The organism is Empedobacter sp. UBA7252 (genome assembly GCF_002472765.1).
Classification (GTDB): domain Bacteria; phylum Bacteroidota; class Bacteroidia; order Flavobacteriales; family Weeksellaceae; genus Empedobacter; species Empedobacter falsenii_B.
Genome location: NZ_DKSQ01000058.1, coordinates 43,087 through 66,888 on the forward strand (window position 1 = coordinate 43,087; position 23,802 = coordinate 66,888).

A 23,802-nucleotide genomic window follows, 5' to 3' on the forward strand; every position below is an offset into this window, starting at 1 on the left:
AATTAAAATTTATCAAGAATTCTTAGTCTTTTTATTTTCTTTTACAATTCGATAAGCGATGTAAAGGAAGATCAACCAAACTGGAATTAATTCTACTGAAATTTTAAGTCCTGTAAACCACATAATCACTAAAATTCCAAATAAGAAAATTAGACAAATATAATTACTGATAGGATACAAGAAAGATGGAAATAATGTTTTTGTATTCTCCAAATTCTTTTGTTTTCGGTATTTAAGATGTGTTATCGAAATCATAATCCAGTTAATTACCAACGAAGAAACCACTAAAGACATCAATACATGAAATGCATCTTCTGGAATTATTTTATTAATTAAAATACAAATTGCTGCGAAAAAAGATGAAACTAAAATCGCCATAACAGGGACGTGATTTTTGTTTAATTTTTTTAAGAATTTAGGCGCATTTCCTTGTTCTGCCAAACCATATAACATTCTACTATTACTGTAAACAGAGCTATTGTAAACTGATAAAGCAGCCGTCAAAACAATAATGTTTAGTGCATTGGCAATTAATCTTGAAAAATCAATTGTGTTACCAAAAATATTTAGTTTCAAATGATTCAAATTCTCAAAAACCATTACAAAAGGACTACTTTTATCCGTAATCGTTTCCCAAGGAGCTAACGAAAATAAGATAATTAATGCTCCAACATAGAAGATTAAAATTCTATAAATTACTTGATTGGTTGCTTTTGGAATTGTTTTTTCTGGATTTTTAGCTTCAGCAGCTGTGATGCCAATCAATTCTAAACCTCCAAAAGAAAACATAATAAGAGCCATTGCGGCGAATAATCCACTAAAACCGCCTTCGCTATTACCAGATAACCAACCTTTTGGAAAAAAACCTCCGTTGTTCCAAAGATTTTGTATTGTTGCTTGTTCACCTCCAGTTCCGCTTATTAATAAGTAAGCTCCGAAGATTATCATAGCAATAATGGCAATTACTTTGATGATAGAAAACCAAAATTCAGCTTCACCAAACATTTTTACTGAGCCTAAATTCAATGCGTTAATCACAATAAAAAAGAACAAACTCGACGCCCATAATGGAATTTCTGGCCACCAAAATTGTACATAAATTCCGATTGCAGTCAATTCGGACATACTTACTAAAACGTAAAGAATCCAATAATTCCAACCAGAAGCAAATCCAGCAAAAGATCCCCAATATTTATATGCAAAATGACTAAAGCTTCCTGAAACAGGCTCGTTAACAACCATTTCTCCTAATTGGCGCATAATAAAAAAGGCTATAATTCCTGCAATTGCATATCCCAAAATAACAGATGGTCCAGCTAAAACAGCAGCAGGTCCAATTCCTAAAAACAAACCAGTTCCAATCGCGCCACCTAAAGCAATCAATTGAATATGTCGGTTAGTAAGGCCTCTTTGTAATTCTTTTTCTTCAGTATTATTTATTTGACTCACGTGTGATGTATTAATTTGTTAAATATATGTAAAAACTATTTTCTAAAAGAACAATTTGAAGAATTGTCTTGTTTGAATTAATATAAAGAAAATGCTTTAATAATAAATTTTATTCATGTTAAATCATCTAAAAATTGAAAAAATATTCAATAAAATTTCTAATTATATAAAAATCAACCTTATGAAAAAACTACTTTTTACTTTTCTATTGACTCTATTCACCTCAGTTCAACTTTTTGCAGATGGACCTTTTTTATATTCTTTACCTTTTGGTTCGAGAGTTTATCCTGATGAAACGATCTTAGAAAAAACGAAAGAAAAAGGAATTGATTATTCTACTTTCGAAAAATATATGTTGGATAATAATATAGAATTAGGCAAAAAAGTTGGGCTTCTTTCTGAACTCGAAGTTTATTTTGTGGTGAATGATAATCAAAAATCATATTTTGTTGATTATAAAGAGAAATTTAAAAAGTCAGTTGGAAAGAAATTTGGAACTAAAACTCCAATCAATGAACGATTTTTAATTGCGTTGATGGATGATTACGATATAGAATCTCCTAAAGTAGAAGTATATCAAAAATTTGTTGATGAAAATCCTCAAAGTAAAACGATGCAATTTGTGAATATTTTTGCTTATAATTTTAATCTTATTTGGGATGATGATAAAAAAGATTATTCTTCTATGAATGATTTTATAGAAAAATATCAAGATAATTGTTTGCAAAATTTTGAGAGTTTTAACAACGATACTTCTGCCGATATTTTTTCTGAATTTGAAGAGATTATTGCGTTAGGATACAATTGCGATTATGCTTTGAATGTCTTGCTCCTGCAAATAATCGATTGAATATTCTGAATCAAAAAACAGGATTTACTTTAAATAAAATTGCAAATGCAGAACCAATTCCAAGAATGGTTGTGACGTCAAATGCTTCTCAAATTGGATTGTCGGCTTATGAATGGTTAGGTGAGGAAATGATGTTAATTTCAAGCTTGAAAATTTCGGATGAAGAGAAAACTCTTCTGAATTATTTTGCCGTAAATGAAACATACAATTATATCAATCATGTCAACAATCTATATGTTTTATTTGAAGCGATTCAGAAAATGCCCTCACAATTAGCGAAATCTGCGAATAATAAATCTGTTGAAAAAATTGCTGCAAAAGATAATTGGAAGAAAATAAATCAATTGTATGATGTATTGAAAAAGAATTTTCAAAAAGAGAATGAAATAGCTGTAGATTCTAGCTCAAACCTTGATGATTTGCGTAATTTGATTTATTATTTGTATCTCAATCCAAAAGAATTGTCAAAAGTTTATCAAAACTAATTATAACCGAAATATTAAATTTTTTCAAAGACTTTAATTCGTAAATGTTGTAGATTTTATTTTAAATTTATCTTCTAAATAACAAAAAAATGAAATCAATTTATTTTCTTGGATTGGGAGCTTTAGGAGCAAAATATGCAGCGAGTTTTTATGAATATAATCCAGAAATTGTAAGTGTAATTGTAGATGAGGAGCGAAAAAATCGATACGAAAAATCGCAAATTTTTGTGAATGATAAAGCGTATGATTTTAATTATGTCACAAAAATCGAGGAGAATAATTATCCAGATTATATATTTTTAGTCGTTAAAAGTTCACATTTACAGCAAGCGATAGAAGATATGAAGCCTTTTGTTGGTGAAAACACAATGATTGTAAGTTTGATGAACGGAATTTCTTCTGAACGTGTTTTGGCAGATCATTTTGGATGGGATCGTGTGGTGAATGCAGTTGCATATATGGATGCTGTAAAAGTTGATAATCGCGTGACGTTTTCGAGTATAGGAAAAATTATTTTTGGGAAAATGGATTCAATTAATCATGATAAATTAGTCGATTTACATGAATTGATGAATGTTGCTGAAATTCCAAATCAATTATCGGATGATATTCAGAAAGCGCAGTGGGCGAAATATTTGGTAAATGTTGTCGGAAATCAATTGACGTTTTTGTTGGAGTTTCCATATGGACAATTTCGTACCAATCAACATCTCGAGGTTTTAATGGATATGATTTCTAATGAAGTTCTTGCAGTTGGGAATGCACATGGAGTTGCAATTGGTCAAGAAGAAGTGGATCGAATGAAATCTACGATGAAAATTGTGGATGAATTTGGTAAAACTTCGATGTTACAAGATCGCGAAGCAAAACGATATTCGGAAGTGGATGAATTTGCAGGCGAAATTATCAGTTTAGGAAAACAATATAATATTCCGACACCTTACAACGAGTTCATTTATAATATGGTAAAATCAATCGAAGAAACATATTAAAATAGTCATAAAGTCATTCAATTTTGGATGACTTTTTTATTTGAAATCAATCGCTTTTGGATAAGCAACTTTCTGAATAATATAAATCGATAGCATAAAAAATATACTCATGATTAATGTTGCAACAGGTAAATATTTTATCGAGTCAGAAGGTAAAATCATTGGTAAAATAACCATTGCAAAAGCAGGAGGTAAGCGTAAATCTGTTAATTTCAAAATAAACATTACGATAATCAAATCGATCAAGCCAATGATTAACCAATTATCAAGATAATGCATTGTTAAACAACCAGCCATTGTAGCCATGAACATTACAAGAATACGTTTTAGACGTACGGTTAATTTTAATGTTGGATTATTTAAAGATTCAAAAGAAATTACGATAATAGGTGGAATAGCAGAGAAATGTGCAAAACCGCTAAAATAACAAGCTGTAAACCAAACTACACATAATCCGATTAACCATCTGTTATGGCTTGTATAAATCATTGGAACCGCATTTTCAGTTGGTTTTAGTTTGAATATTTTTATTGATAGAAAAAGTAAAAAGACAAATAGAAATATCGCATATAGAAATACAAAAGATTCTGTATTTGTAACAATTGGTAATAATCCCGTAGCTAATGCTGGCGCAAGTTGACTTTTAAAAATTTTCAGGACAATTAACATTGCAACCAATACCAATGCTAATTTGAATGATAATATAATCGGTAAAAAATTAATCCCAAATCCTAAAATAGCAGTTATGGATGGAAGTAAAAAAATATGAAATGGTCGTTGTAGCCATTTATTTTCTCGAAACGTTAAAATTCCGACAGATAATGCAGCAACTTCTGGTAAAATAATTTCTTTATCATCATAAATCATTGCTGTTCCAATCATGATTAAAATAAATAGAAAAGCGACAGAGTATGAGACAAAAGATTCTTTATTACCTAAGATAGATTTCATGAAATAAATGTATAAAAAAAACCTTTGCAAATATACAAAGGTTTTTGTCGGGGTGGCAGGATTCGAACCTGCGACCTCCTGCTCCCAAAGCAGGCGCGATGACCGGGCTACGCTACACCCCGATTCGGTCATTCAAAAAAAATGCGGAGAGACAGGGACTCGAACCCTGGCATCGGTTTCCCGATGACAGATTAGCAATCTGCTCCATTACCGCTCTGGCACCTCTCCTGGTTTTTAATAAAACGTGTGATCCAGTCAGGATTCGAACCTGAGACCTACTGCTTAGAAGGCAGTTGCTCTATCCAGCTGAGCTACTGGACCGATCCAAAAATTCATTGAATTTTGTCGGGGTGGCAGGATTCGAACCTGCGACCTCCTGCTCCCAAAGCAGGCGCGATGACCGGGCTACGCTACACCCCGATTCGGTCATTCTTTTACGATAAATCTTTCTATTTTCGGATGAAAATTTTGTCGGGGTGGCAGGATTCGAACCTGCGACCTCCTGCTCCCAAAGCAGGCGCGATGACCGGGCTACGCTACACCCCGATAGATTTCATTATCGTGGGTGCAAATGTAAGGTGATTTTTGAAAATTAACCAAATATTTTTAAGAATATTTTTCGGAAACTTTCATATATGTTTCTAAATCTTTATCTCCTCTTCCTGAAAGATTCAGAATCACAATGTCTTGCGGTTTAAAATTAATTTTTTCTAAAGCAGCTAAAGCGTGAGAAGATTCTAATGCAGGAATGATTCCTTCCTCTTTTGTCAACATAAAAGCAGCTTCCAAGGCTTCATCATCTGTTGCATTTAAGAATTCAGCACGTCCAGTTTTGAACAAATGCGCATGTAAAGGACCAACGCCAGGATAATCTAATCCAGCCGAAATTGAATAAGGTTCAACAATTTGTCCATCTTTATCTTGCATCAATAATGTTCGACTTCCGTGAATAATTCCTTCTGTTCCTTTGATAGTTGTAGCAGCAGTTTCTCCAGATTCTACGCCCAAACCTGCCGCTTCAACCGCGATTAATTTGACAGAATCATCATTTAAAAAATGATAAAAAGCTCCCGCAGCATTACTTCCGCCACCAACACAAGCAATCACGTAATCAGGATTTTCTTTCCCATATTTCTCTTTCATTTGTGCTTTAATTTCTTCTGAAATAATCGCTTGGAATTTCGTTACCATTGCTGGATAAGGATGAGGACCAACTACAGAACCAATGATGTAAAAAGTTTCAGGATTATTGATCCAATAACGAATCGCTTCATTTGTTGCATCTTTCAAGGTTTTACTTCCTGAGGTTGCTGGAATAACTTCTGCACCTAACATTTTCATTCGTGCAACATTTGGTGCTTGACGAGCAATGTCAATTTCTCCCATAAAAACGATACATTCTAATCCCATCAACGCACAAACAGTAGCAGTTGCAACACCATGTTGTCCAGCACCAGTTTCGGCAATAATTTTGGTTTTACCCATTCGTTTTGCTAAAAGAGCTTGACCAATCGCATTATTGATTTTATGTGCACCTGTATGATTCAAATCTTCACGCTTTAATAAAATATTGGTGTTATATCTTTTTGAAAGATTTGGTGCAAAATACAATGGACTTGGTCGACCAACGTAATCTTTTAATAACAAATTAAATTCATTTTTGAATTCGTCTGTATCGATATATTGTGCTAAAGCTTCAGATAATTCTTCACAATTATGATGTAATAACTCTGGGATAAATGCTCCTCCAAATTCACCATAAAAACCTCTTTCGTCAACTTCGTATTTCATTTTGTTTCTTTTTTAATTTTGTTCAATTCGTCCATCAATTGTATCGATAAACTGTTTTACTTCGTCAGTTTTTTTTATTCCTGGTGCTGACTCAAAACCACTATTGATATCAAATCCAATACATTTCGGATGCTGAAAATTTTTCAAGATAAATGCATCTTCAAGTGTTATTCCGCCACTTAATAAAAAGGGTATTGATAACTGATAATTTGTTAACAATTGCCAATCAAATTTCTTTCCAGTTCCTCCGTAATTATTTGATTTTGTATCGAAAACAAAACTATCAATAACTTGTTGATAAGTGGTTAATTGTTGAAAATCTTCAATCGATTTTATGCCAACGGCTTTCCAAATTTTAAAGTCTAAAAAGTTTTCATCAGTTAATAATCGTTGATGTTTTTGATTGATTAATTCTTCACAAAAGTCAGCTGTTTCATCACCATGTAATTGGACAACATCTAATTTATATTCTTCAACTTTTTCGAGAATTTTCTCGACTGATTCATTCACGAAAACGCCAACTTTTTCTGCATTCGGAAAAACTTCAAAAATAGATTCGTCTTCTACAAATCTTTTTGATTTTGGATAGAAAATAAAGCCTACATAATCGGGTTCGATTGCTGCAATTTCTTTAAAATTTTCGATGTTATTATTTCCGCAAACCTTTACTTGAAAACGTTTCATTTTGATTCTTTTACAAATTGCTCAAATGCTTGAGATGGATTATCTGCTTTCATAAAATTTTCACCAATTAAAAATGCCTGAAATCCAGCTTGTCTTAATTCTTTTACTGTTTTAGGATCAGAAATTCCACTTTCCGCAACTTTAATTAAATCGGTTGGTAATTGTTTCAAGATTTGTTTTGATTTTTCAATATCAACTTCGAAATTTTTCAAATTACGATTGTTAATTCCAATCAAATCAATGAATTCATTTACCTTTTCTAATTGATCTTCTGAATGTAATTCCAATAAAACTTCTAATCCAATTCCCTTAGCAGTTTTAGCTAAATTATAGACTTCGTCTTTTGTTAAACATTCTGCAATTAATAACATCAAATCTGCACCAATCGCTTTTGTTTCGTACACTTGAAATTCATCAACAATAAAATCTTTACGCAAAACAGGAATATTCAACACTTCTTTTGCTTGTTTTAAATCATCAAAACTTCCGCCAAAAAATTGCTCATCTGTTAAAACAGAAACGACAGAAGCACCAAACTTTTCGTAACCGGAAACAACTTCTTTTACATTTGCGTCTTTGTTAATAAAACCTTTCGATGGTGATTTTCGCTTAAATTCTGCAATAATTCCAGATTTTAATTTATCTAAAATTGAAGCTTTTGTAGATTTAACAGGAAGCAAAAAATTTTCTGAATTTCTAAAACTTTCTATTGATTGAGTTTTCTGTTTTTCTAAAATTTCAATACGTTTTTGCGCGACAATTTCGTCTAATATCGTTTTCATGGTTTCATTAATTTTTGGAATACATTCAATGCTTTTTTACTGTCTAAACTTTCGTTCGCAATTGCTACACATTCGATTAAATCTTTGGTTGGATAAATTGTTTTAAGCGCTAAAGCAGCATTTGCTAAAACAACTTCTTTTTGTGCTTTAGTTGAATTTCCTTCTAAAACGCTCAAAAATATTTTTGAATTTTCTTCGATTGATTTTCCTCCTTTTATCTCATCAGGTTGAAGAATATTTAAACCAAAATCTTTACTTTCTAAAACAAATTCCCCCGAATTATTGAACACTTTTGTAGGCGATGTCAACGAAACTTCATCATAACCAGCCAACGCAGTCGAAATCGAATATTTCACGCCCGAATTTTGCATCACATAATGATATAATCGAGCAGTTTTGACATCATATGTTCCTAAATTTTGAAATTCTGGTTGAACAGGATTCACCAAAGGCCCCATTAAATTGAAAAATGTTTTTATCGCCAAACCTTTTCTAATCGGAGCAACTTTCGCTAAAGCCGGATGAAAGAGTGGCGCATGTAAAAATGTAATTCCAACTTCTTCGAACTCACGTTTTAATTTATCTTGATTAACAGAAAATTCGTAACCAAAATTATCCAACATATTCGAAGAACCGCTTACAGACGACGTTCCGTAATTTCCTTGTTTAATAATTTTCTCTCCAGCTCCAGCCAAGACAAAACAACTCAATGTCGAAATATTAAAAGTGTCTTTTCCGTCACCGCCCGTTCCTACAACATCAATCGCTTGCTTTGGTAAATTAACTTTGATGCATAAATCTAACAACGCTCGACGATATCCTTTTAATTCTTCCAACGTAATGTTACGCATATTAAAAATGGTCATAAATGAAGCTAATTCGACAGCCGAATATTTTTCTTCCGAAATTTCCACCATAATTTGATAGGCTTCATTTTCGCTCAAAGTATAATTTTCGAATAATAAATTTAATAATTTTTTCATCGTTTTAAGCTTCTAACCAATTCTTAATCATCTCATCTCCAAGTGGTGTTAAAATAGATTCTGGATGAAACTGAACACCGCGAACATCATACGTTTTGTGACGTAAAGCCATCACTTCTCCTTTTGGACCAACTGCTGTAATTTCTAATTCTTCAGGAAAATCTTCATTTGAAACTACCCAAGAATGGTAACGTCCAACTTCTAATTTTTTTGGTAAATTTTGGAATAACACTTCGTCTTTTATTACTTCAATTTTAGATTCAACTCCGTGAAAAACTTCTTGTGTATTTAATAATTTCCCTCCAAAAACTTCTCCAATTGCTTGTTGTCCTAAACAAACGCCAAAAATAGATTTTGTTGAAGCATATTTCTCGATGATTGGTTTCAATAAATTGGCTTCATCAGGAACTCCTGGACCTGGAGAAAGTAATATTTTATCATAATTATTCACATCTTCCAAAGTAATTCCATCATTGCGAACAACGGTAATATCATCGGCGAATTTCTTTAATGAATGCACTAAATTATAGGTGAACGAATCGTAATTATCGATAACTAAAATTTTCATAGTTTATAGGTTTTGAGCGATTTCTATTGAGCGACGAAGCGCTCCTAATTTATGATTGACTTCTTGTAATTCATTTTCTTCGACCGATTTGGAAACAACTCCAGCACCAGCCTGAAAATATAAGGTATTTTGTTTGCTGACGAACGTACGAATCGCAATCGCCATGTTGATGTCACCGTTGAATCCTAAATATCCAATTCCGCCACCATAAACGCCACGATTTTGATTTTCGTAACCGTCTAATAATTCCATTGCTTTGAATTTTGGTGCGCCAGAAAGTGTTCCAGCCGGAAAAGAGTCTGCAAAAACTTTCATCGTATTTACGCTTGGATCCAATTGAGCAGTTACTTTTGAAACCATGTGAATCACATGCGAGAAATACTGAATTTCTTTGTATTGTGCGACTTTTACATCAGCAGAATTTCGACTTAAATCATTGCGAGCCAAATCGACCAACATCACATGCTCTTCATTTTCTTTTGGGTCAGCAATTAATTTTTCGGTCAATTCTTTGTCCAAAGTTGGACTTCCAGTTCTGCGAACTGTTCCTGCAATAGGATGAATTTCTGCATGATTATTATTAATGATAATTTGCGCTTCTGGTGAAGATCCGAAGATTTTATAATTTCCGTAATCGAAATAAAACAAATAGGGCGAAGGATTTACAGAGCGTAAAATGCGGTAAACATTAAATTCGTCACCCGAAAATTTTTGTTTGAATTGACGAGAAGGAACAATTTGGAAAACATCTCCACGGAAACAAGATTGTTTACATTTTGTCACCATTTCTTTGAATTCATCATCTGTTAAATTCGATTGAATTTCACTTTCTACATTAAATGGATATTCAACAATTGATTTGTTATGAACAACACTTTTAATTTCAGAAAATTTAGAATCTATTTCATCATTTTGAAATTCGATGAATTGAATTTCATTGTGAAAATGATTGAACACCACAATATTTTGATAGAACGAATACGAAAATTCTGGAATCGTTGCTTCGTTTCCTTTTGCTGAAAATTTTACTGTTTCAAAATGTGGAATCGCATCCCACGCAATGTATCCAAATAAACCATTTACAGGTAAATCTTCTCCATTTTGAATCATAAACTGACTTGTAAATTTTTTGAATTTCTCTGTCAATTCTTGACCATTCAACGCATATTCTTTTGTTTCTCCATTCGCATACGTTTCATTCACAATTCCGTTTGTAACCTTAAAAGTTGCGATCGGATTTAGACAAATAAAAGAGTTAGCATCTGTCTTAGAATGATAGTCAGAACTCTCTAATAATAAGGCATTCGGATAAATATCTCGCAATTTCAAATAAAGCTGAACAGGAGTTGTTAAATCGGCTAAAACAGTTTCTTTCTGTATGTTAAAAGTTAAATTCATTTGTTAAATATTTAGGTTTAGAGCACAAAAAAAGGCTTGTCGGTTACGACAAGCCTTTTCTACATATAACTGCATAGAGGTCTTACGAACCAACGTTTTGTTGTTCGATATTCCACCACCAGTTATTTGTAAATAATGTTTTCATTGGGACAAATTTAGGAAGGATTTTGAATTGTACAAATTATTTTTTGATAAATTTTTTAGTTGAGTGAACAATTGATATTTTTGAGTGAATAATAAAAACACAAACAAAATGGAATATAATTATAACAATCTGATTGTTGAAGTAGAAAATAAAATTGCATTAGTTACCTTAAATCGTCCGCAAGCATTAAATGCATTGAACAAAGATTTATTAGATGATATTTCAAACTTTTTTACAGACGCAGATTCTGATCCCGCTATTCGAGTAATTATTTTAACAGGTTCTGGTGAAAAATCTTTCGTTGCTGGTGCTGATATCAAAGAATTTGCAAGTTTTGATGGTCGTCAAGGTGAAAAATTAGCTGCAAAAGGACAAGAAAATGTTTTTGATAAAATTGAAAATTCTAAAAAACCTGTAATCGCCGCAGTGAATGGTTTTGCTTTAGGAGGTGGTTTAGAATTAGCGATGGCGTCTCATTTTCGTATAGCATCAACCAATGCAAAATTAGGATTACCAGAGGTTACATTAGGTTTGATTCCAGGTTATGGAGGAACGCAACGTTTGCCAAAATTAATTGGAAAAGGTCGTGCAATGCAGGCAATTATGACAGCAGATATGTTTACAGCTGAACGCGCGTATGAAATTGGTTTAGTGAATGAAGTTGTTGAGCAAGCTGAATTAATTGATCGAGCAAAAGAAATTGCGACTAAAATTTCAAAAAATTCTTCTGTAGCGATTCGTCACGCGATTCGAGCGATTAATGCGTCAGATAAAGACAATGGTTTTGAAGTTGAAATTGAAAGTTTCGGAAATTTATTTGACGAAGAAGATTTCAAAGAAGGAACAACTGCTTTTGTTGAGAAAAGAAAACCTAATTTTAAGTAAATTTACATAAGCAAAAAAATCCGCTCATTGAGCGGATTTTTTAATCGACTTTGGTTGCAAAGCAAACCTATTTTTAAATATATTTTTTGATTTCTGTAACCAATTGTTCTTTTGGTCGTGCTCCACTTTGTTTCCATAATAATTCACCATTTTTGAAAATGGCAAAAGTCGGAACTCCTTGCACTTGATATCGTGCAGCTAAATCTTGATATTTATCAACATCCACTTTTAGGATTTTGACATCATCTCCCAATTCTTCTTTCACTTGTTGCAAAACTGGACCCATCATTTGACAAGGACCACACCAAGTTGCAAAAAAATCTAACAAAACTGGTTTATCTGAATTAATAATTTCTTCGAAAGTCATCGTTTTTGATTCTTCTTTGTTATTTGATTGATTTTTATTTCGGTTGAATAAATTTTTAAACATCTTTATTTTTTCTTCTTAAATATACTAAAAAAAGCACTTCCGAAGAAGTGCTTCATAATTAGCTTTACTAATTATTAACCTAACCTATGAAAAATTTATTCTACTGTTAGTGCTACTAACATTTAGATATAATCAAAACAAATACCAAGTTTAAAATACTGACAATCTGTTTTTTACATTTAACATAATTTAAGAAATAGGTTAACGCAAATATGTTTTATTTTAGAAATTCTACTATAATTCACACACAAATTTTGGATTAACTGACTTTATTTCAGCTATCACTGACATTATTTCTTCTTTGGTTGAATTATCTTCCAATCTTTTCAATTGTTCCGAATTCAAACCAATCATTTGTATAAATGTAACTTTTCCATGCGGCGTATCAATTTCATCTAAATCATCATCCTTGATAAAAGCCAAACCAACAATGTCCGTTTCCGAATCTGTACGAATTGGACCTCCTAAGGGTAAAAATTGGTACTCATCAAACCAAACTTTTGTTTCGTTCACGAATCGTCCCAAATTATTCATTAATTGAACCACCCAAAAAGGATCTTCACCATTATCATCTTTAACAGGTTTCACACGGAAAGAAAACTCAAATCCCCACTTACTAAAATCCGCTCCTACACTTTCCTCAGAATAGTATAAATGCGACATTCCGTAACTCACCAAATGATAATAACCATTGACATCAAAGACCGCAACGCCATCAATTGGATCATCACCTCCTTGAAAAGACATCACTTGAGGCGAATAAAAACGAGGCTCTAAAGTCCCATAAACTTCTTTTAAGCGATTTTCGATCGCAATTGCACCAACCGCTTGATCTGATTTATATTGTTTTTTGTATTCTTCTACATTCATGATGCAAAAATAAGCTATAGATTTCTATTTCCTTGTTTCTAAACACAAAAAGAGTTTAAAGTGATTATTTTGTAGATTTGAATACAAATACACTAAAATGAAAATAGAAGAATTAATTGAATACATAAACTCATACAACCATAAAGAGAATCTCTCTAAAGAAAAAAGTTCAAAATATCTTCCTATTGTAAAAGATAATTTACAATATTTAAAAGAACTATTAACCCGTCCAGTTTTATCTAAATTTCTATATTACAATTGTCATCTTTTTAACCGATTTTCTACCCCTAGCGATAGATACCATACTAAACATGATATACTTATTTATGAAGAGTATTTAAATCTTTTTATAAAAATAGAGAATGGTTATATGAATAACATTTTAACATTACTTATAGACAAATTAATATTCCAATTACTAAATAAAGTTGAAAAAAATGAAAGTATAAAAATAGAAAAATATTATGATGAACTGAACAACATAGATCTATTAAAACATTGTTTAAGTGAAGATAAAAGAGCTGAGTATTTAGAACATTATGAAAAATTAACTAACATAATAGAAGGTTACAAAACAAATAGGATAATAACAATTGCCACATGCTCAATCCCTGTATCTCCTGTTAAAAAAAATACTATTATTAACACAATTTATAACAATAAATCAATTAAAATAACATTAACCCCTTTATTTAACAACACCATTCATACAATAACAACTGATTCAAAATCTGTAATCAGTCAAAACTCGAACTCAAGTTGGCAACATTCTATCTGCAACATTAGATTTGAAATCTATGGCTACCTAGATTTATTAAAGATTTCTGAAAAACTTTATTCTGAATATGATGAAGTCGACAAACACAATCCCTTTATTTTTAAATTTTTATATGAAACAATATCAAATATATCATGGCAATTAAGAAATAAAAATAATGAACACCTAACAAATTGGCTAGCTTTTCCAAACGATATTGAAAACATAACTTTTGAATTAAACTCAAATAATCATATTATACAATGGGTAAACTATCCTATTAAAACGGGATTTAAAATTCAAAATTTTGATAAATCAATTGATACGATAAATATAGATCTTACGAATCAAGTTCTATGGCATGAAAAATGTTTAATTCTAGCAAAAGACTACTTATCCTTAGGAGATTCCCATTTAAGTATATTTTGGCTGAATATAGGTATCGAAGCTTTTTTCGAATACAAAATTGACGAAATATGTAATGAATTAGAATTAAAGAAAGACATTTTTTTTAGTGAAAATTATTATGATAAAGTAAAACAAGAATTAATAAAACATAACTCCAAGGAAATCTTTAAAAGTATAATTTGGCCTCCAGAATATTTAATACATACATCTGTATACAAAAAACTTAATAAACTATTTAATAATAAAATATTAGATAGTAGTTTAAAAAGAAACACTATAGCTAAATATAGCCACATCTCTAGTAAAAGAAATGCTATTTTTCATGGAACTAACAACAAACATATTGAAGTCGAAGTTGTTTTAAAAGCAATTGAATCTTATAGTTGGCTATTAGAAAATTTTAAATACGTTAAATAAATTATAAATAAAAAAAGAGAGCTTCTTATTAGAAACTCTCTTTGTAGTAGCGAGGACCGGACTCGAACCGATGACCTTCGGGTTATGAGCCCGACGAGCTACCTACTGCTCCACCTCGCGATTTAGTAGCGAGAACAGGACTCGAACCTGTGACCTTCGGGTTATGAGCCCGACGAGCTACCTACTGCTCCATCTCGCGTTATTGGACTGCAAATATACGTTCATTATTTAAAATACCAAACATTTTTCGAAATTATTTTATTTTATTCGGACATAAAACAAATAAAAACCACATAAACCATTTTATTAAAGAGGTTTATGTAGTTTTAAATAATTAAATTTATTTTTAATAATCTTCTAAAATAATTTTAAATCGCTTTGATTGGTGGATGATTTTCGATAAAATCAATTGCTAAATCAGCACTATCTGTTAAAAATAATAACTCTTTATATGGTCTTCCTGTTGCTAATTGATGCAAAACCGAATAAATCGCTGTATCTTCTACATATCTTTTCTTACTCAAAAAAATCATTGGACTGTAATATCCGGAAGTTCCATAATGATTTTGAGCTGCTTCCTGAAAAATTTCTTGTGTCGTTCCTGCACTTCCAGGCGCATAAACTAAACCAAATAAGCTAATTGTTAACAACATATCTTCACGAATACTATTAGAAAAATATTTCGCAATATTCGTGGCAAATAAATTACTTGGCTCGTGACCATAAAACCAAGTAGGAATAGCCAAACTTTCTGCACCATTTGGGTAAATCTCTAAAACCTTCTGTGCATTAGTCATATAATTTTTTGCCAAGTATTCGGTTCTTTGATCATCAATAAAATCTAAATCTGCTAAAATATTAATCGCATTCATCAAATCTTCATCTGCATAGTTTGCCATATAAGCACCTAAGTTTGCTGCTTCCATAATTCCAGGTCCTCCACCAGAAACAACAAAATAACCTTTTTCAGTTGCCAATTTCGCTGCTTTCGCCGTTTCATTATAAAACTCAGAATTGCGCGCAGTAGAATGTCCACCCATAAAACCAATCACTTTTTTCTTCGTCATTCCGTTTTCATCATATTCTAAAATTCGACGCAAACCATCATCAATTGACAAATCGTGTAAACGTTGCGCCAAAGCTTCTGAAACAGACGGATTATATTTATGTTTTTTGAAATGTTTATAGATTTTAAGATCTATACTTTCATCATTGTCCGGATTATAACCTTCCATCAACTCTTGCCAAGTATACAATTTTCCACGATATGGATTATAGGGAACTGATTCAAATTTTGGATAAACGAATGCTCCTTTTTCGATTAAATAGATTGCTTCATATTGTTTAAACTTACAACCCAAAAACGATGTATTACATAAATTATACTCTTCCCAATTGATTTCTTGATGCAAAAAATTAACATCTTGAACTACTTTATCGGTTAAATCTTTGGTTTGAGAAACTAATTCATTCCATTCTGATAGATTATGAACTAAATCTTTGATTGGTTTTATTTTCATTCTTATTTCTTACTTCATTAAAAATTCGAAAAAATGAATTTACACGAATTATTCCATACCTACGAATTCGGGACAATAAATCTGCTAATTTTCATTTTTCTAATTTATATTTGCATCAAATTCGTGCTCAACTTAATGGGGAATCGTATGCAAATCACGAACTGTCGCGCAACTGTAAATCAATATTTTTGACAAGTCAGAATGCCACTAAATTGAGTTAATAATTAACCAAAAACTTTCGCGAAAAAAGTAAAATTATGTTCTATGAAATCATCAAACCACCACAAAAAAACATTATCAACTCAAAAATTAATTAAGAAAAGTAACGTGTAAATATATGATAATGGAAGTGGAAAAAACACCAAGAGAAGAGTTGATTGAACAACGTATCATCAATTCTGAAACTCGCATTTTCAAAGCTGTTTTTCCTGGAGATACAAATCACCACAACACAATGTTTGGAGGATCAGTAATGTATTTAATGGATGAAATTGCTTTTATGACAGCAACTCGTTTTTGTCGTAAACCTATTGTTACAGTTAGTAGCGATAAAATAGACTTTAAACATTCTATCCCTGCTGGAACAATTGTTGAATTTGTAGGAAAAGTTGTACGCGTAGGACGCACAAGTTTGGATGTACAAATTGATGTTTATATTGAAAGTATGTATAGAGACGGGCGAGATAAAGCTATATCGGGAACTTTTACATTAGTTGCAATCAACGAGAATAAAAGACCTGTTCCTGTTATTGATTAATAACGAGCTATAGAAATTTTATTAATCCTTTATCTTTTTGATAGAGGATTTTTTTATGAATTCCAATTAATAATTGATAATATTCTAAAGGTTTCTTAGTTTTACATTAAACACAAAAAATGGAATTACCTTTTGCCGAACCATTTCGCATAAAAATGGTCGAAGAAATTTATCAATCTACTCGAGAAGAACGTGAAAAGTGGATCGAAGAAAAAGATTACAACCTATTTAACCTAGAAAGCCACAAAGTATTTATTGATTTATTAACTGATTCTGGAACTGGAGCAATGTCCGACAAACAGTGGTCTGCAATGATGACTGGAGACGAAAGTTATGCTGGTTCTCAATCTTTCTTAAAACTGAAAGAAACCATTAATACCATCACGGGATTTGAGTTTCTTTTGCCTACGCATCAAGGTCGTGCAGCGGAAAATGTATTGTTTTCAGCTCTTGTAAAAGAAGGTCATGTTGTTCCTGGAAATTCGCATTTTGATACGACAAAAGGTCACATCGAATTTAGAAAAGCACACGCAATTGATTGTACTATTGATGAGGCTTTTGACAGCGAATTGATTCATCCTTTCAAAGGAAATATCGATTTACAAAAGTTAGAAAATGTCTACAAAGAATACGGAAAAGAACAAATTCCATTTACATTAATCACTGTTACATGTAATTCTTCTGGTGGCCAACCTGTATCAATCGAAAATATTCGTCAAGTTCGTGAATTGTCTAATCAATATGGAATTCCAATCTTTTTTGATGGCGCTCGTTTTGCAGAAAACGCTTATTTCATCAAAAAAAGAGAAGAAGAATTCAAGACAAAAACGATTAAAGAAATTGTTTTAGAAATGTTTTCTTACGGTGATGGAATGACAATGTCTGCGAAAAAAGATGGTTTGGTAAATATTGGTGGATTTATTGCACTGAATAATGAAGAGCTATATAAAATTTGTGGAAATTTCGGAATTATTTACGAAGGATATTTAAGTTATGGCGGTTTAGCTGGACGTGATTTAGCAGCTTTAGCACAAGGTTTACAAGAATCGACAGAATATTCTTATTTACAATCGCGCATCAAACAAATTGAATATTTAGGGAATAAATTAATTGAGTTTGGAATTCCAATTCAGCAACCAATTGGTGGACACGCCATCTTTGTTGATGCTGTAAAGTTTTTACCAAATGTAACACGTGAAGAATTTCCTGCGCAAACATTGGGAATCGAATTGTACAAAGAAGCTGGAATTCGTGGTGTAGAAATCGGAACTATTTTGGCAGATCGTGATCCTGAAACACGAGAAAATCGTTATCCAAAATTAGAATTATTGCGTTTGGCAATTCCAAGAAGAACTTACTTCCAAAGCCATATGGATTATATTGCAGTAGCTTTAAAAAATATTTTTGATCGACGAAACGAGATTAATTCAGGTTATGAAATTTCGTGGGAATCTGAAATTTTAAGACATTTCACTGTAAAATTGAAAAAGAAATAAATAAAAAATCCTTCAGATAATCTGAAGGATTTTTTTGATATTACCATCTCCAATCGCCCGAAATACGAAGTGGAGTTTCTAAATTTCCTTTGATTAAGGCTTCCTTAATTTCTTGTTCTTTCCAACGTTTCGAAGGAATTTCTTTCAAATTACTCAAACGATATAACAAATAGGTTTCCAAAATCACATTATTTTTCAGACCAATTTCTTCTACATAATCAAATGTATCGCAATTTGCGTGATAACAATTTAAAGCACCTTTTGTAAATTGACTATCCGAAAGCCCAATAATAGGCACGCCTTGCAACATAAACGGTTGATGATCTGAATGTAAATCTACACTCGCAAATGTTTTCAATTTAAAATCTGGAATCACTTTTTGAACATCATTCGCATAATCAGTTAAAATAGGCAAATTACTTTCCATTGTCGAGTAATACGACTTTGGATTTGTTGTCATATCCATATTCGACATTGCTTTGATTTGATTGATAGAACCATCTTTCAACGCTTGATTGACATAATATTTAGAACCTATCAAACCAACTTCTTCGCCCATAAATAAAACAAATTCTATTGTTCGATCATTTTGAAGATTTAACTTTTTATACGTTCTCGCAATATCCATTACAGAAAAACTTCCAACGCCGTTATCAATTGCTCCTGTAGCCAAATCCCAACTATCTAAATGTCCTCCAAGAACTATTTTTTCGTTTGGAAATTTAGAACCGATTTTCTTTGCAATAATGTTGCGACCTTTCATTTGTCCAACATCATTTTTCATTTCGATTTTAGCAATTTCTTTTCCTTTTGATAGATTTTCTTTAATTTTCAATCCATCTTCTAAACTAATATTAATCGCAGGAATTTTAATAATTTCTCCCGTTACAGAAGCCGTTCCTGTCAATAGAATTCCTCCAGCAGGGCGATTAAACAAGATAATTCCTTTCGCTCCGTACTTTTCTGCTAAAGCTGTTTTTTCGGAACGATGTAGATTTTCTATTTCTTTTGGCGTTCCATCCAACAAACCAAGCGCAGCAAAAACAATCTTTCCTTTTACTTTATCACCAATCTTTTTGTAATCTTCTTCAAGTCCATTTCCTAAATCAATCAATTCTCCCGAAAGACTAACATTTTCTGGCGAATGCGCCAAAGCAACGGCTTTTATAGGTTGATTATTGATTTTTAAATCTAAACTTCTACGATTCCATCCGCTAAATGTAAACTCTTGAAAAGACACATCATAACCATACGAACGCAACAAATTTGCTGCATATTCTTCTGCTATTCGTCCATTTTCTGTTCCTGTTGCACGATGTCCGATTGTTTCGGTTGCTTTTTTTAATTGTTGATAAGCTTCAGAATTTTGTTGTACTTCTTTGTTAATCAAGTCTAAAACTTGTTGATTAGTTTGAGCAGATAAACTCATGGTTGTAGAGATTAAACCTAGTGTTAATAAAAATTTCGATTTCATGTGTGAGTATTTCTATAAACTTAAAAATGTTTTTGGAAATAGTTGATAGAATGGGAGGAAAATTTAATCAAAAAAAATAGTCCTCAAAAAATGAGGACTATTTATATGAAATTATAAATTATTTCTTAATGAGCTGGTACGAAACGCTCTCTTGCATCTTGCAATAATTTTTCTGCTTCTGCTTTATCACCGTACCCTTCAATTGTTGTTGTTTTATTTTCTAAGTCTTTATAAACTCTGAAAAAGTGCTCAACTTCTTTCAATGTATGAGGATTCATATCAGTGATGTTTTCTAATTGGTTCCATGTTGGATCAGCAACTGGTACACAAATTAATTTTTCATCTTGTCCTTTGTCATCAGACATTTTAAGAACACCGATTGTTTTTACTTCGATTACACATCCAGGAACAGTAGGTTCTGTTAAGAAAACTAATACGTCAATTGGATCTCCGTCTAATCCTAATGTATTTTCTACGAAACCGTAATCAGCTGGGTAGAACATTGGAGAGTATAAAACACGATCAAAACGGATTCTTCCTGTTTCGTGATCCATTTCATATTTATTGCGAGATCCTCTTGGGATTTCAATGATTGCATCAAAAGTCATTGTAATATTCTTTTTTTTATTATGTATTTTCTAAAAATTCCAATCTAAACCGATTGTGATGCCAAATTTACGAACATCTGGCAAATTATTATAATTTCCGCGCCAATTAAAATCAACACGTATTGGTCTAATGTTTCCAAAACCAATGTTTTCGATCCCAAACCCGTATTCGTAGTAGATTTGTTGATTTGGTGCAAAATATTCTATTGTCGAACGATTAATAGCTTTACTTTTCTCCGAAATGTCTCCGTAAGCCGCTCTCAAGAATCCTACTTCTCTTAATTTTAATTTTTTGATTAACGGAACTTTGTTCAAAATCCAACCGTTAAAATGATGTTCCCAGTTCATCGTTACATATTCGTCTGTTACAAATTCATAATAATCTAATTGTGAAAATGTACCATAAACTTGTCCGTAACTCTCATTTCCAGGTAACGCACTCATTAATGATAAAGGAACACCTTGAAATGTTTTTCCTGCTTCTACAGTTACCAATGATTTACCAAAAGATCCAATCAAAATTGGTTGTGTATATAAAAATTGTAATTTATCATATTCAAAATCTGAATTAATTACACCTTTCAATCCTTTTGTATAGCGCAACATTAACGTGGGTGCAAGTGTTGTCATTTCGTAACGATCAATCCCGTATTGCGAATATTTTGCACCTGGACGAGCAATTACCGAAACACTTACACTTGAATTTGTTAAAGTTTCTTTAATCTGACCGTTTTTTTCATATCCAATCGAAAAATGTACTGCATCAGCTGGTTTGATCAATTGATAATTTCCATCAACACGAAACGTTACATTCTTCCAAGGCTCTATCGACGCATACACATTTGTCAAATTATTATTACTCAAAAATGTATTATCTCCTTGATTGATGATTGATGACGAGGCAAAACTACGCGTCATAATTCCGTCAGAAGCCGTTAACGTTGCAGCCAATTGTTCTACATCACGTTTTGTTCCGATACCGACTTGAAAACGATTATATTTATTGAACATGTAACGAAAATCTCCTCCATATTTGAATTTATCATCTCCAAAACCATACGCCAAGAAACCTTGCGCACGCCACATATCATTTTGCGAAAAATATGTACGAGCTCCAGCTCTCAAACGGAATCCTTCGATTTGGTTGTATCCAAAAGATGAATATAAATTCCCGATATCAATTGCATTTCCGACATTGTAATATCCAGAACCAAAAATCTCGATTGCTTTCACAATATTATTGAATTTTGGTACTTTATTTAATTGCTCTAATGTTTCGTAAATACCTTCTTGATCTTTCGTTAAAGCTTCAGGACGATTTTCTGTCCAAAACTGATTATCTTTTTCGTTAAGCGCAGCTTTTGCTGGATCTAATTTCTCGTAATAAAAAGCTTCGGGATGTGTTGTATCGAAATCGTAATTGTAATAATTCACCGTTTTATGCGCAAAAATTCCTTTCGCACTTTCCTTTTTACTCAACAACGACATATCCAACATCGCATATTCTTTTTTCGGATAGAAAATAGAATCGTTTGGAATATCATATTCTAGATTCATGAAAATATTACGTACAAAATTCACGTTCATTTCTTTCGTCGTTTCCATCACAACCTCTTTCACCGCATAAGCATCTTTCGAAATATATAATTCTCCTTTAAATGTCAATTCACCTTCGCGACGTGGATAATATTTGATTCGATAAGATTCTATTCCATCTACATCAATAGTATCTTTCAATTCGTAATCATAAACCGCGAAACCATCTGTAGCAATTGGACTCACAAATTTAATATCTAAAATATTGACACGATTATCATAAATATCAATATCACGGAAAAGATTTTTTACCGTAGAAGCCACCACTTCATTTTTCTCGAAACCTGATGTTTTATTTGCAATTAATTCTCGACGTTCTTTTGTAGAAGGTTTATTAATTCCTGCAACATTGTAAATTGACTCATTCAAGAAAGCTGGTAAATATGTTTTTCCATTAATAGAAGAAGTATCTACTTTCTCGAAAACAAACTCCATTCCTTTAAAAATCTTACGTTTCATAAAAGTAGAATCGATATTACTAATATCAAATTGCAACTTTTCGTATTCATCATATTGGTAATGTGGTGCTAATTTTAGCCCATTTTTCTTTTTACGTTTCCATACTTCACGCAAAATAGCATAAGCTGGATTTTCTTTCTTTTTAAGACGTTTTTTCTTTGCCGAAACAACCGCAGTTTGTAAATCTACCGTTCCGTCATCTTCTTCTGAAGTATTGTCTTCTGCTAAAAATAATTGAGCAATAAAATTATAATCAATTTTATTTTCAATTACATAATCAGACGTTTCATATCCATTTTTTGATACGACAATTTTATTTGTATTCGAACTAGATTCGATATAAAAAGTGCCATCAGAGTTTGATGTTGCACTTACTTTAAGTTCTGGTAAACGAATATCTGCGTAAGGAATAGGCTTCTGAGTTTCAGAATCGATTACCTTTCCTTGAATTTTTACTTGCGCGTGCACAGACGCTAAAACAACTATAAAAAAAGCTGTTATATAACTTTTCATCAATAAGATTTGGTTAAAAAAAAATAAAGTCTAGCAAAATGTATGCTAGACTTTACAAATATAGTTTATAAATCTTAATTATTTATACATCACAGCTTTTACAGCTTCAACTACATCTTTTGCATTAGGAATCCAAGTCTCATACAAGTTTGGAGCATAAGGCGCTGATGTATCTTTTGTTGTGATACGTTTGATTGGTGCATCTAAATAATCGAATGCTTTTTGTTGAACCATATACGTAATTTCTGAAGCAACTGAAGCGAAAGGCCAAGCTTCTTCTAAAACTACTAAACGATTTGTTTTCTTAACAGATTTGAAAATTGTATCGTAATCTAATGGACGAACTGTACGTAAGTCAATTACTTCTACAGAAATTCCTTCTTTAGCTAATTCATCAGCAGCAATGTAAGCTTGCTTAATGATTTTCCCGAAAGAAACTAACGTTACATCTGTACCTTCACGTTTGATTTCTGCTTTACCAATTTCGATTGTGTATTCTTCATCTGGCATTTCCATTTTATCTCCATACATCTG

Annotated in this window: 22 protein-coding genes and 7 tRNA genes; 7 read left to right on the top strand and 22 right to left on the bottom strand. The window is 32.0% G+C overall.

All coding sequences use genetic code 11. The features are described from left to right. Window positions 1–12: 12 nt before the first annotated feature. Window positions 13–1,449, bottom strand: coding sequence for an amino acid permease (locus B2X73_RS08425; protein WP_371875724.1), 1,437 nt, complete (start codon window positions 1,447–1,449; stop codon window positions 13–15). Between the two features lie 181 nt (window positions 1,450–1,630). Between B2X73_RS08425 and B2X73_RS08430 the strand changes: the two genes are divergently transcribed. The 3 genes from B2X73_RS08430 (at window position 1,631) to B2X73_RS08440 (ending at window position 3,776) form a co-directional block, all read left to right on the top strand. After that, window positions 1,631–2,299 (top strand): hypothetical protein, encoded by a 669-nt coding sequence (locus B2X73_RS08430; RefSeq protein ID WP_219033914.1) that lies wholly within the window; start codon window positions 1,631–1,633, stop codon window positions 2,297–2,299. Continuing rightward, window positions 2,296–2,784: a hypothetical protein gene (locus B2X73_RS08435; RefSeq protein WP_221855472.1), complete on the top strand. Its 489-nt coding sequence runs from the start codon at window positions 2,296–2,298 to the stop codon at window positions 2,782–2,784. Before B2X73_RS08430 ends, B2X73_RS08435 begins: the two co-directional genes overlap by 4 nt. 89 nt (window positions 2,785–2,873) lie before the next feature. Beyond that, window positions 2,874–3,776 (top strand): ketopantoate reductase family protein, encoded by a 903-nt coding sequence (locus B2X73_RS08440; RefSeq protein ID WP_125349990.1) that lies wholly within the window; start codon window positions 2,874–2,876, stop codon window positions 3,774–3,776. A 36-nt stretch (window positions 3,777–3,812) separates the two neighbouring features. Here the strand turns inward: B2X73_RS08440 and B2X73_RS08445 are convergent, their stop codons facing one another. The 12 genes from B2X73_RS08445 to B2X73_RS08500 all read right to left on the bottom strand — a co-directional run bounded on the left by B2X73_RS08445 (window position 3,813) and on the right by B2X73_RS08500 (window position 10,933). Then, window positions 3,813–4,727, bottom strand: a complete 915-nt coding sequence (locus B2X73_RS08445) for a hypothetical protein (RefSeq protein WP_125349989.1) — start codon at window positions 4,725–4,727, stop codon at window positions 3,813–3,815. Window positions 4,728–4,774: 47 nt separating this feature from the next. Next, window positions 4,775–4,849, bottom strand: a tRNA-Pro gene (locus B2X73_RS08450). Between the two features lie 22 nt (window positions 4,850–4,871). After that, window positions 4,872–4,955 (bottom strand) — tRNA-Ser (locus B2X73_RS08455). A 19-nt stretch (window positions 4,956–4,974) separates the two neighbouring features. Continuing rightward, a tRNA-Arg gene (locus tag B2X73_RS08460) sits at window positions 4,975–5,048 on the bottom strand. Between the two features lie 24 nt (window positions 5,049–5,072). Then, window positions 5,073–5,147 (bottom strand) — tRNA-Pro (locus B2X73_RS08465). A 51-nt stretch (window positions 5,148–5,198) separates the two neighbouring features. Next, a tRNA-Pro gene (locus B2X73_RS08470) sits at window positions 5,199–5,273 on the bottom strand. A gap of 60 nt (window positions 5,274–5,333) precedes the next feature. Continuing rightward, window positions 5,334–6,518: a tryptophan synthase subunit beta gene (gene trpB, locus B2X73_RS08475; RefSeq protein WP_125349944.1), complete on the bottom strand. Its 1,185-nt coding sequence runs from the start codon at window positions 6,516–6,518 to the stop codon at window positions 5,334–5,336. A 12-nt stretch (window positions 6,519–6,530) separates the two neighbouring features. Next, window positions 6,531–7,202 carry a phosphoribosylanthranilate isomerase gene (locus tag B2X73_RS08480; RefSeq protein ID WP_125349945.1) on the bottom strand — a complete coding sequence of 224 codons (672 nt, stop codon included), beginning with the start codon at window positions 7,200–7,202 and terminating at the stop codon, window positions 6,531–6,533. Further along, window positions 7,199–7,984: an indole-3-glycerol phosphate synthase TrpC gene (trpC, locus tag B2X73_RS08485; RefSeq protein ID WP_125349946.1), complete on the bottom strand. Its 786-nt coding sequence runs from the start codon at window positions 7,982–7,984 to the stop codon at window positions 7,199–7,201. The genes B2X73_RS08480 and trpC overlap by 4 nt, the downstream gene beginning before the upstream one ends. After that, a complete protein-coding gene (trpD, locus tag B2X73_RS08490; protein WP_125349947.1) occupies window positions 7,981–8,967 on the bottom strand; it encodes an anthranilate phosphoribosyltransferase in 987 nt (328 codons plus the stop codon). Before trpD ends, trpC begins: the two co-directional genes overlap by 4 nt. A 4-nt stretch (window positions 8,968–8,971) precedes the next feature. Continuing rightward, entirely contained in the window at window positions 8,972–9,535 is a 564-nt protein-coding gene (locus B2X73_RS08495) for an anthranilate synthase component II (protein WP_125349948.1), read from the bottom strand. 3 nt (window positions 9,536–9,538) lie between these two features. Further along, complete coding sequence (locus B2X73_RS08500; protein ID WP_219033919.1) at window positions 9,539–10,933, bottom strand: anthranilate synthase component I family protein; 1,395 nt, start codon at window positions 10,931–10,933, stop codon at window positions 9,539–9,541. Between the two features lie 253 nt (window positions 10,934–11,186). Here B2X73_RS08500 and B2X73_RS08505 point away from each other — a divergent pair, with 253 nt between their 5' ends. Then, entirely contained in the window at window positions 11,187–11,963 is a 777-nt protein-coding gene (locus B2X73_RS08505; protein ID WP_219033920.1) for an enoyl-CoA hydratase/isomerase family protein, read from the top strand. Between the two features lie 73 nt (window positions 11,964–12,036). Here B2X73_RS08505 and trxA read toward each other — a convergent pair whose 3' ends face one another. Then, entirely contained in the window at window positions 12,037–12,393 is a 357-nt protein-coding gene (gene trxA, locus B2X73_RS08510) for a thioredoxin (protein ID WP_084106970.1), read from the bottom strand. A 234-nt stretch (window positions 12,394–12,627) separates the two neighbouring features. Continuing rightward, on the bottom strand, window positions 12,628–13,263 hold the full coding sequence (locus B2X73_RS08515) for a suppressor of fused domain protein (RefSeq protein WP_286495266.1): 636 nt from the start codon (window positions 13,261–13,263) through the stop codon (window positions 12,628–12,630). A 97-nt stretch (window positions 13,264–13,360) separates the two neighbouring features. On the opposite strand from B2X73_RS08515, the gene B2X73_RS08520 reads away from it, so the two are divergent. Further along, window positions 13,361–14,845: a hypothetical protein gene (locus B2X73_RS08520; RefSeq protein ID WP_291096239.1), complete on the top strand. Its 1,485-nt coding sequence runs from the start codon at window positions 13,361–13,363 to the stop codon at window positions 14,843–14,845. Window positions 14,846–14,892: 47 nt separating this feature from the next. Here the strand turns inward: B2X73_RS08520 and B2X73_RS08525 are convergent. The 3 genes from B2X73_RS08525 to B2X73_RS08535 all read right to left on the bottom strand — a co-directional run bounded on the left by B2X73_RS08525 (window position 14,893) and on the right by B2X73_RS08535 (window position 16,365). Beyond that, window positions 14,893–14,965, bottom strand: a tRNA-Met gene (locus B2X73_RS08525). A 6-nt stretch (window positions 14,966–14,971) separates the two neighbouring features. Further along, a tRNA-Met gene (locus B2X73_RS08530) sits at window positions 14,972–15,044 on the bottom strand. A 169-nt stretch (window positions 15,045–15,213) separates the two neighbouring features. Beyond that, window positions 15,214–16,365 (bottom strand): LOG family protein, encoded by a 1,152-nt coding sequence (locus B2X73_RS08535; RefSeq protein ID WP_291096241.1) that lies wholly within the window; start codon window positions 16,363–16,365, stop codon window positions 15,214–15,216. Between the two features lie 343 nt (window positions 16,366–16,708). Here B2X73_RS08535 and B2X73_RS08540 point away from each other — a divergent pair, with 343 nt between their 5' ends. Further along, a complete protein-coding gene (locus B2X73_RS08540; protein ID WP_282630886.1) occupies window positions 16,709–17,122 on the top strand; it encodes an acyl-CoA thioesterase in 414 nt (137 codons plus the stop codon). Window positions 17,123–17,241: 119 nt separating this feature from the next. Beyond that, entirely contained in the window at window positions 17,242–18,618 is a 1,377-nt protein-coding gene (locus tag B2X73_RS08545) for a tryptophanase (protein ID WP_286495270.1), read from the top strand. 40 nt (window positions 18,619–18,658) lie between these two features. On the opposite strand, the gene B2X73_RS08550 is transcribed toward B2X73_RS08545, so the two are convergent. The 4 genes from B2X73_RS08550 to B2X73_RS08565 form a co-directional block, all read right to left on the bottom strand. Next, window positions 18,659–20,092, bottom strand: a complete 1,434-nt coding sequence (locus B2X73_RS08550; RefSeq protein ID WP_291096243.1) for a M28 family peptidase — start codon at window positions 20,090–20,092, stop codon at window positions 18,659–18,661. Window positions 20,093–20,217: 125 nt separating this feature from the next. Then, a complete protein-coding gene (locus B2X73_RS08555; RefSeq protein ID WP_291047917.1) occupies window positions 20,218–20,700 on the bottom strand; it encodes an inorganic diphosphatase in 483 nt (160 codons plus the stop codon). Between the two features lie 30 nt (window positions 20,701–20,730). Continuing rightward, window positions 20,731–23,268 (bottom strand): DUF5686 family protein, encoded by a 2,538-nt coding sequence (locus B2X73_RS08560; RefSeq protein WP_291096245.1) that lies wholly within the window; start codon window positions 23,266–23,268, stop codon window positions 20,731–20,733. A gap of 78 nt (window positions 23,269–23,346) precedes the next feature. Next, the coding region (locus B2X73_RS08565) for an alpha-ketoacid dehydrogenase subunit beta (RefSeq protein ID WP_291096247.1) at window positions 23,347–23,802 on the bottom strand (456 nt) is incomplete at its 5' end.

What these genes read in the sequence shown, in the direction of transcription:
- B2X73_RS08520 (WP_291096239.1), top strand. Translation starts at nt 13,361, where the DNA reads ATGAAAATAGAAGAATTAATTGAATACATAAACTCATACAACCATAAA.
- trpC (WP_125349946.1), bottom strand. Translation starts at nt 7,984, where the DNA reads ATGAAAACGATATTAGACGAAATTGTCGCGCAAAAACGTATTGAAATT.
- trpB (WP_125349944.1), bottom strand. Translation starts at nt 6,518, where the DNA reads ATGAAATACGAAGTTGACGAAAGAGGTTTTTATGGTGAATTTGGAGGA.
- B2X73_RS08555 (WP_291047917.1), bottom strand. Translation starts at nt 20,700, where the DNA reads ATGACTTTTGATGCAATCATTGAAATCCCAAGAGGATCTCGCAATAAA.
- B2X73_RS08500 (WP_219033919.1), bottom strand. Translation starts at nt 10,933, where the DNA reads ATGAATTTAACTTTTAACATACAGAAAGAAACTGTTTTAGCCGATTTA.
- B2X73_RS08445 (WP_125349989.1), bottom strand. Translation starts at nt 4,727, where the DNA reads ATGAAATCTATCTTAGGTAATAAAGAATCTTTTGTCTCATACTCTGTC.
- B2X73_RS08515 (WP_286495266.1), bottom strand. Translation starts at nt 13,263, where the DNA reads ATGAATGTAGAAGAATACAAAAAACAATATAAATCAGATCAAGCGGTT.
- B2X73_RS08535 (WP_291096241.1), bottom strand. Translation starts at nt 16,365, where the DNA reads ATGAAAATAAAACCAATCAAAGATTTAGTTCATAATCTATCAGAATGG.
- B2X73_RS08480 (WP_125349945.1), bottom strand. Translation starts at nt 7,202, where the DNA reads ATGAAACGTTTTCAAGTAAAGGTTTGCGGAAATAATAACATCGAAAAT.
- B2X73_RS08550 (WP_291096243.1), bottom strand. Translation starts at nt 20,092, where the DNA reads ATGAAATCGAAATTTTTATTAACACTAGGTTTAATCTCTACAACCATG.
- trpD (WP_125349947.1), bottom strand. Translation starts at nt 8,967, where the DNA reads ATGAAAAAATTATTAAATTTATTATTCGAAAATTATACTTTGAGCGAA.
- B2X73_RS08545 (WP_286495270.1), top strand. Translation starts at nt 17,242, where the DNA reads ATGGAATTACCTTTTGCCGAACCATTTCGCATAAAAATGGTCGAAGAA.
- B2X73_RS08440 (WP_125349990.1), top strand. Translation starts at nt 2,874, where the DNA reads ATGAAATCAATTTATTTTCTTGGATTGGGAGCTTTAGGAGCAAAATAT.
- B2X73_RS08505 (WP_219033920.1), top strand. Translation starts at nt 11,187, where the DNA reads ATGGAATATAATTATAACAATCTGATTGTTGAAGTAGAAAATAAAATT.
- B2X73_RS08560 (WP_291096245.1), bottom strand. Translation starts at nt 23,268, where the DNA reads ATGAAAAGTTATATAACAGCTTTTTTTATAGTTGTTTTAGCGTCTGTG.
- trxA (WP_084106970.1), bottom strand. Translation starts at nt 12,393, where the DNA reads ATGTTTAAAAATTTATTCAACCGAAATAAAAATCAATCAAATAACAAA.
- B2X73_RS08495 (WP_125349948.1), bottom strand. Translation starts at nt 9,535, where the DNA reads ATGAAAATTTTAGTTATCGATAATTACGATTCGTTCACCTATAATTTA.
- B2X73_RS08430 (WP_219033914.1), top strand. Translation starts at nt 1,631, where the DNA reads ATGAAAAAACTACTTTTTACTTTTCTATTGACTCTATTCACCTCAGTT.
- B2X73_RS08540 (WP_282630886.1), top strand. Translation starts at nt 16,709, where the DNA reads ATGGAAGTGGAAAAAACACCAAGAGAAGAGTTGATTGAACAACGTATC.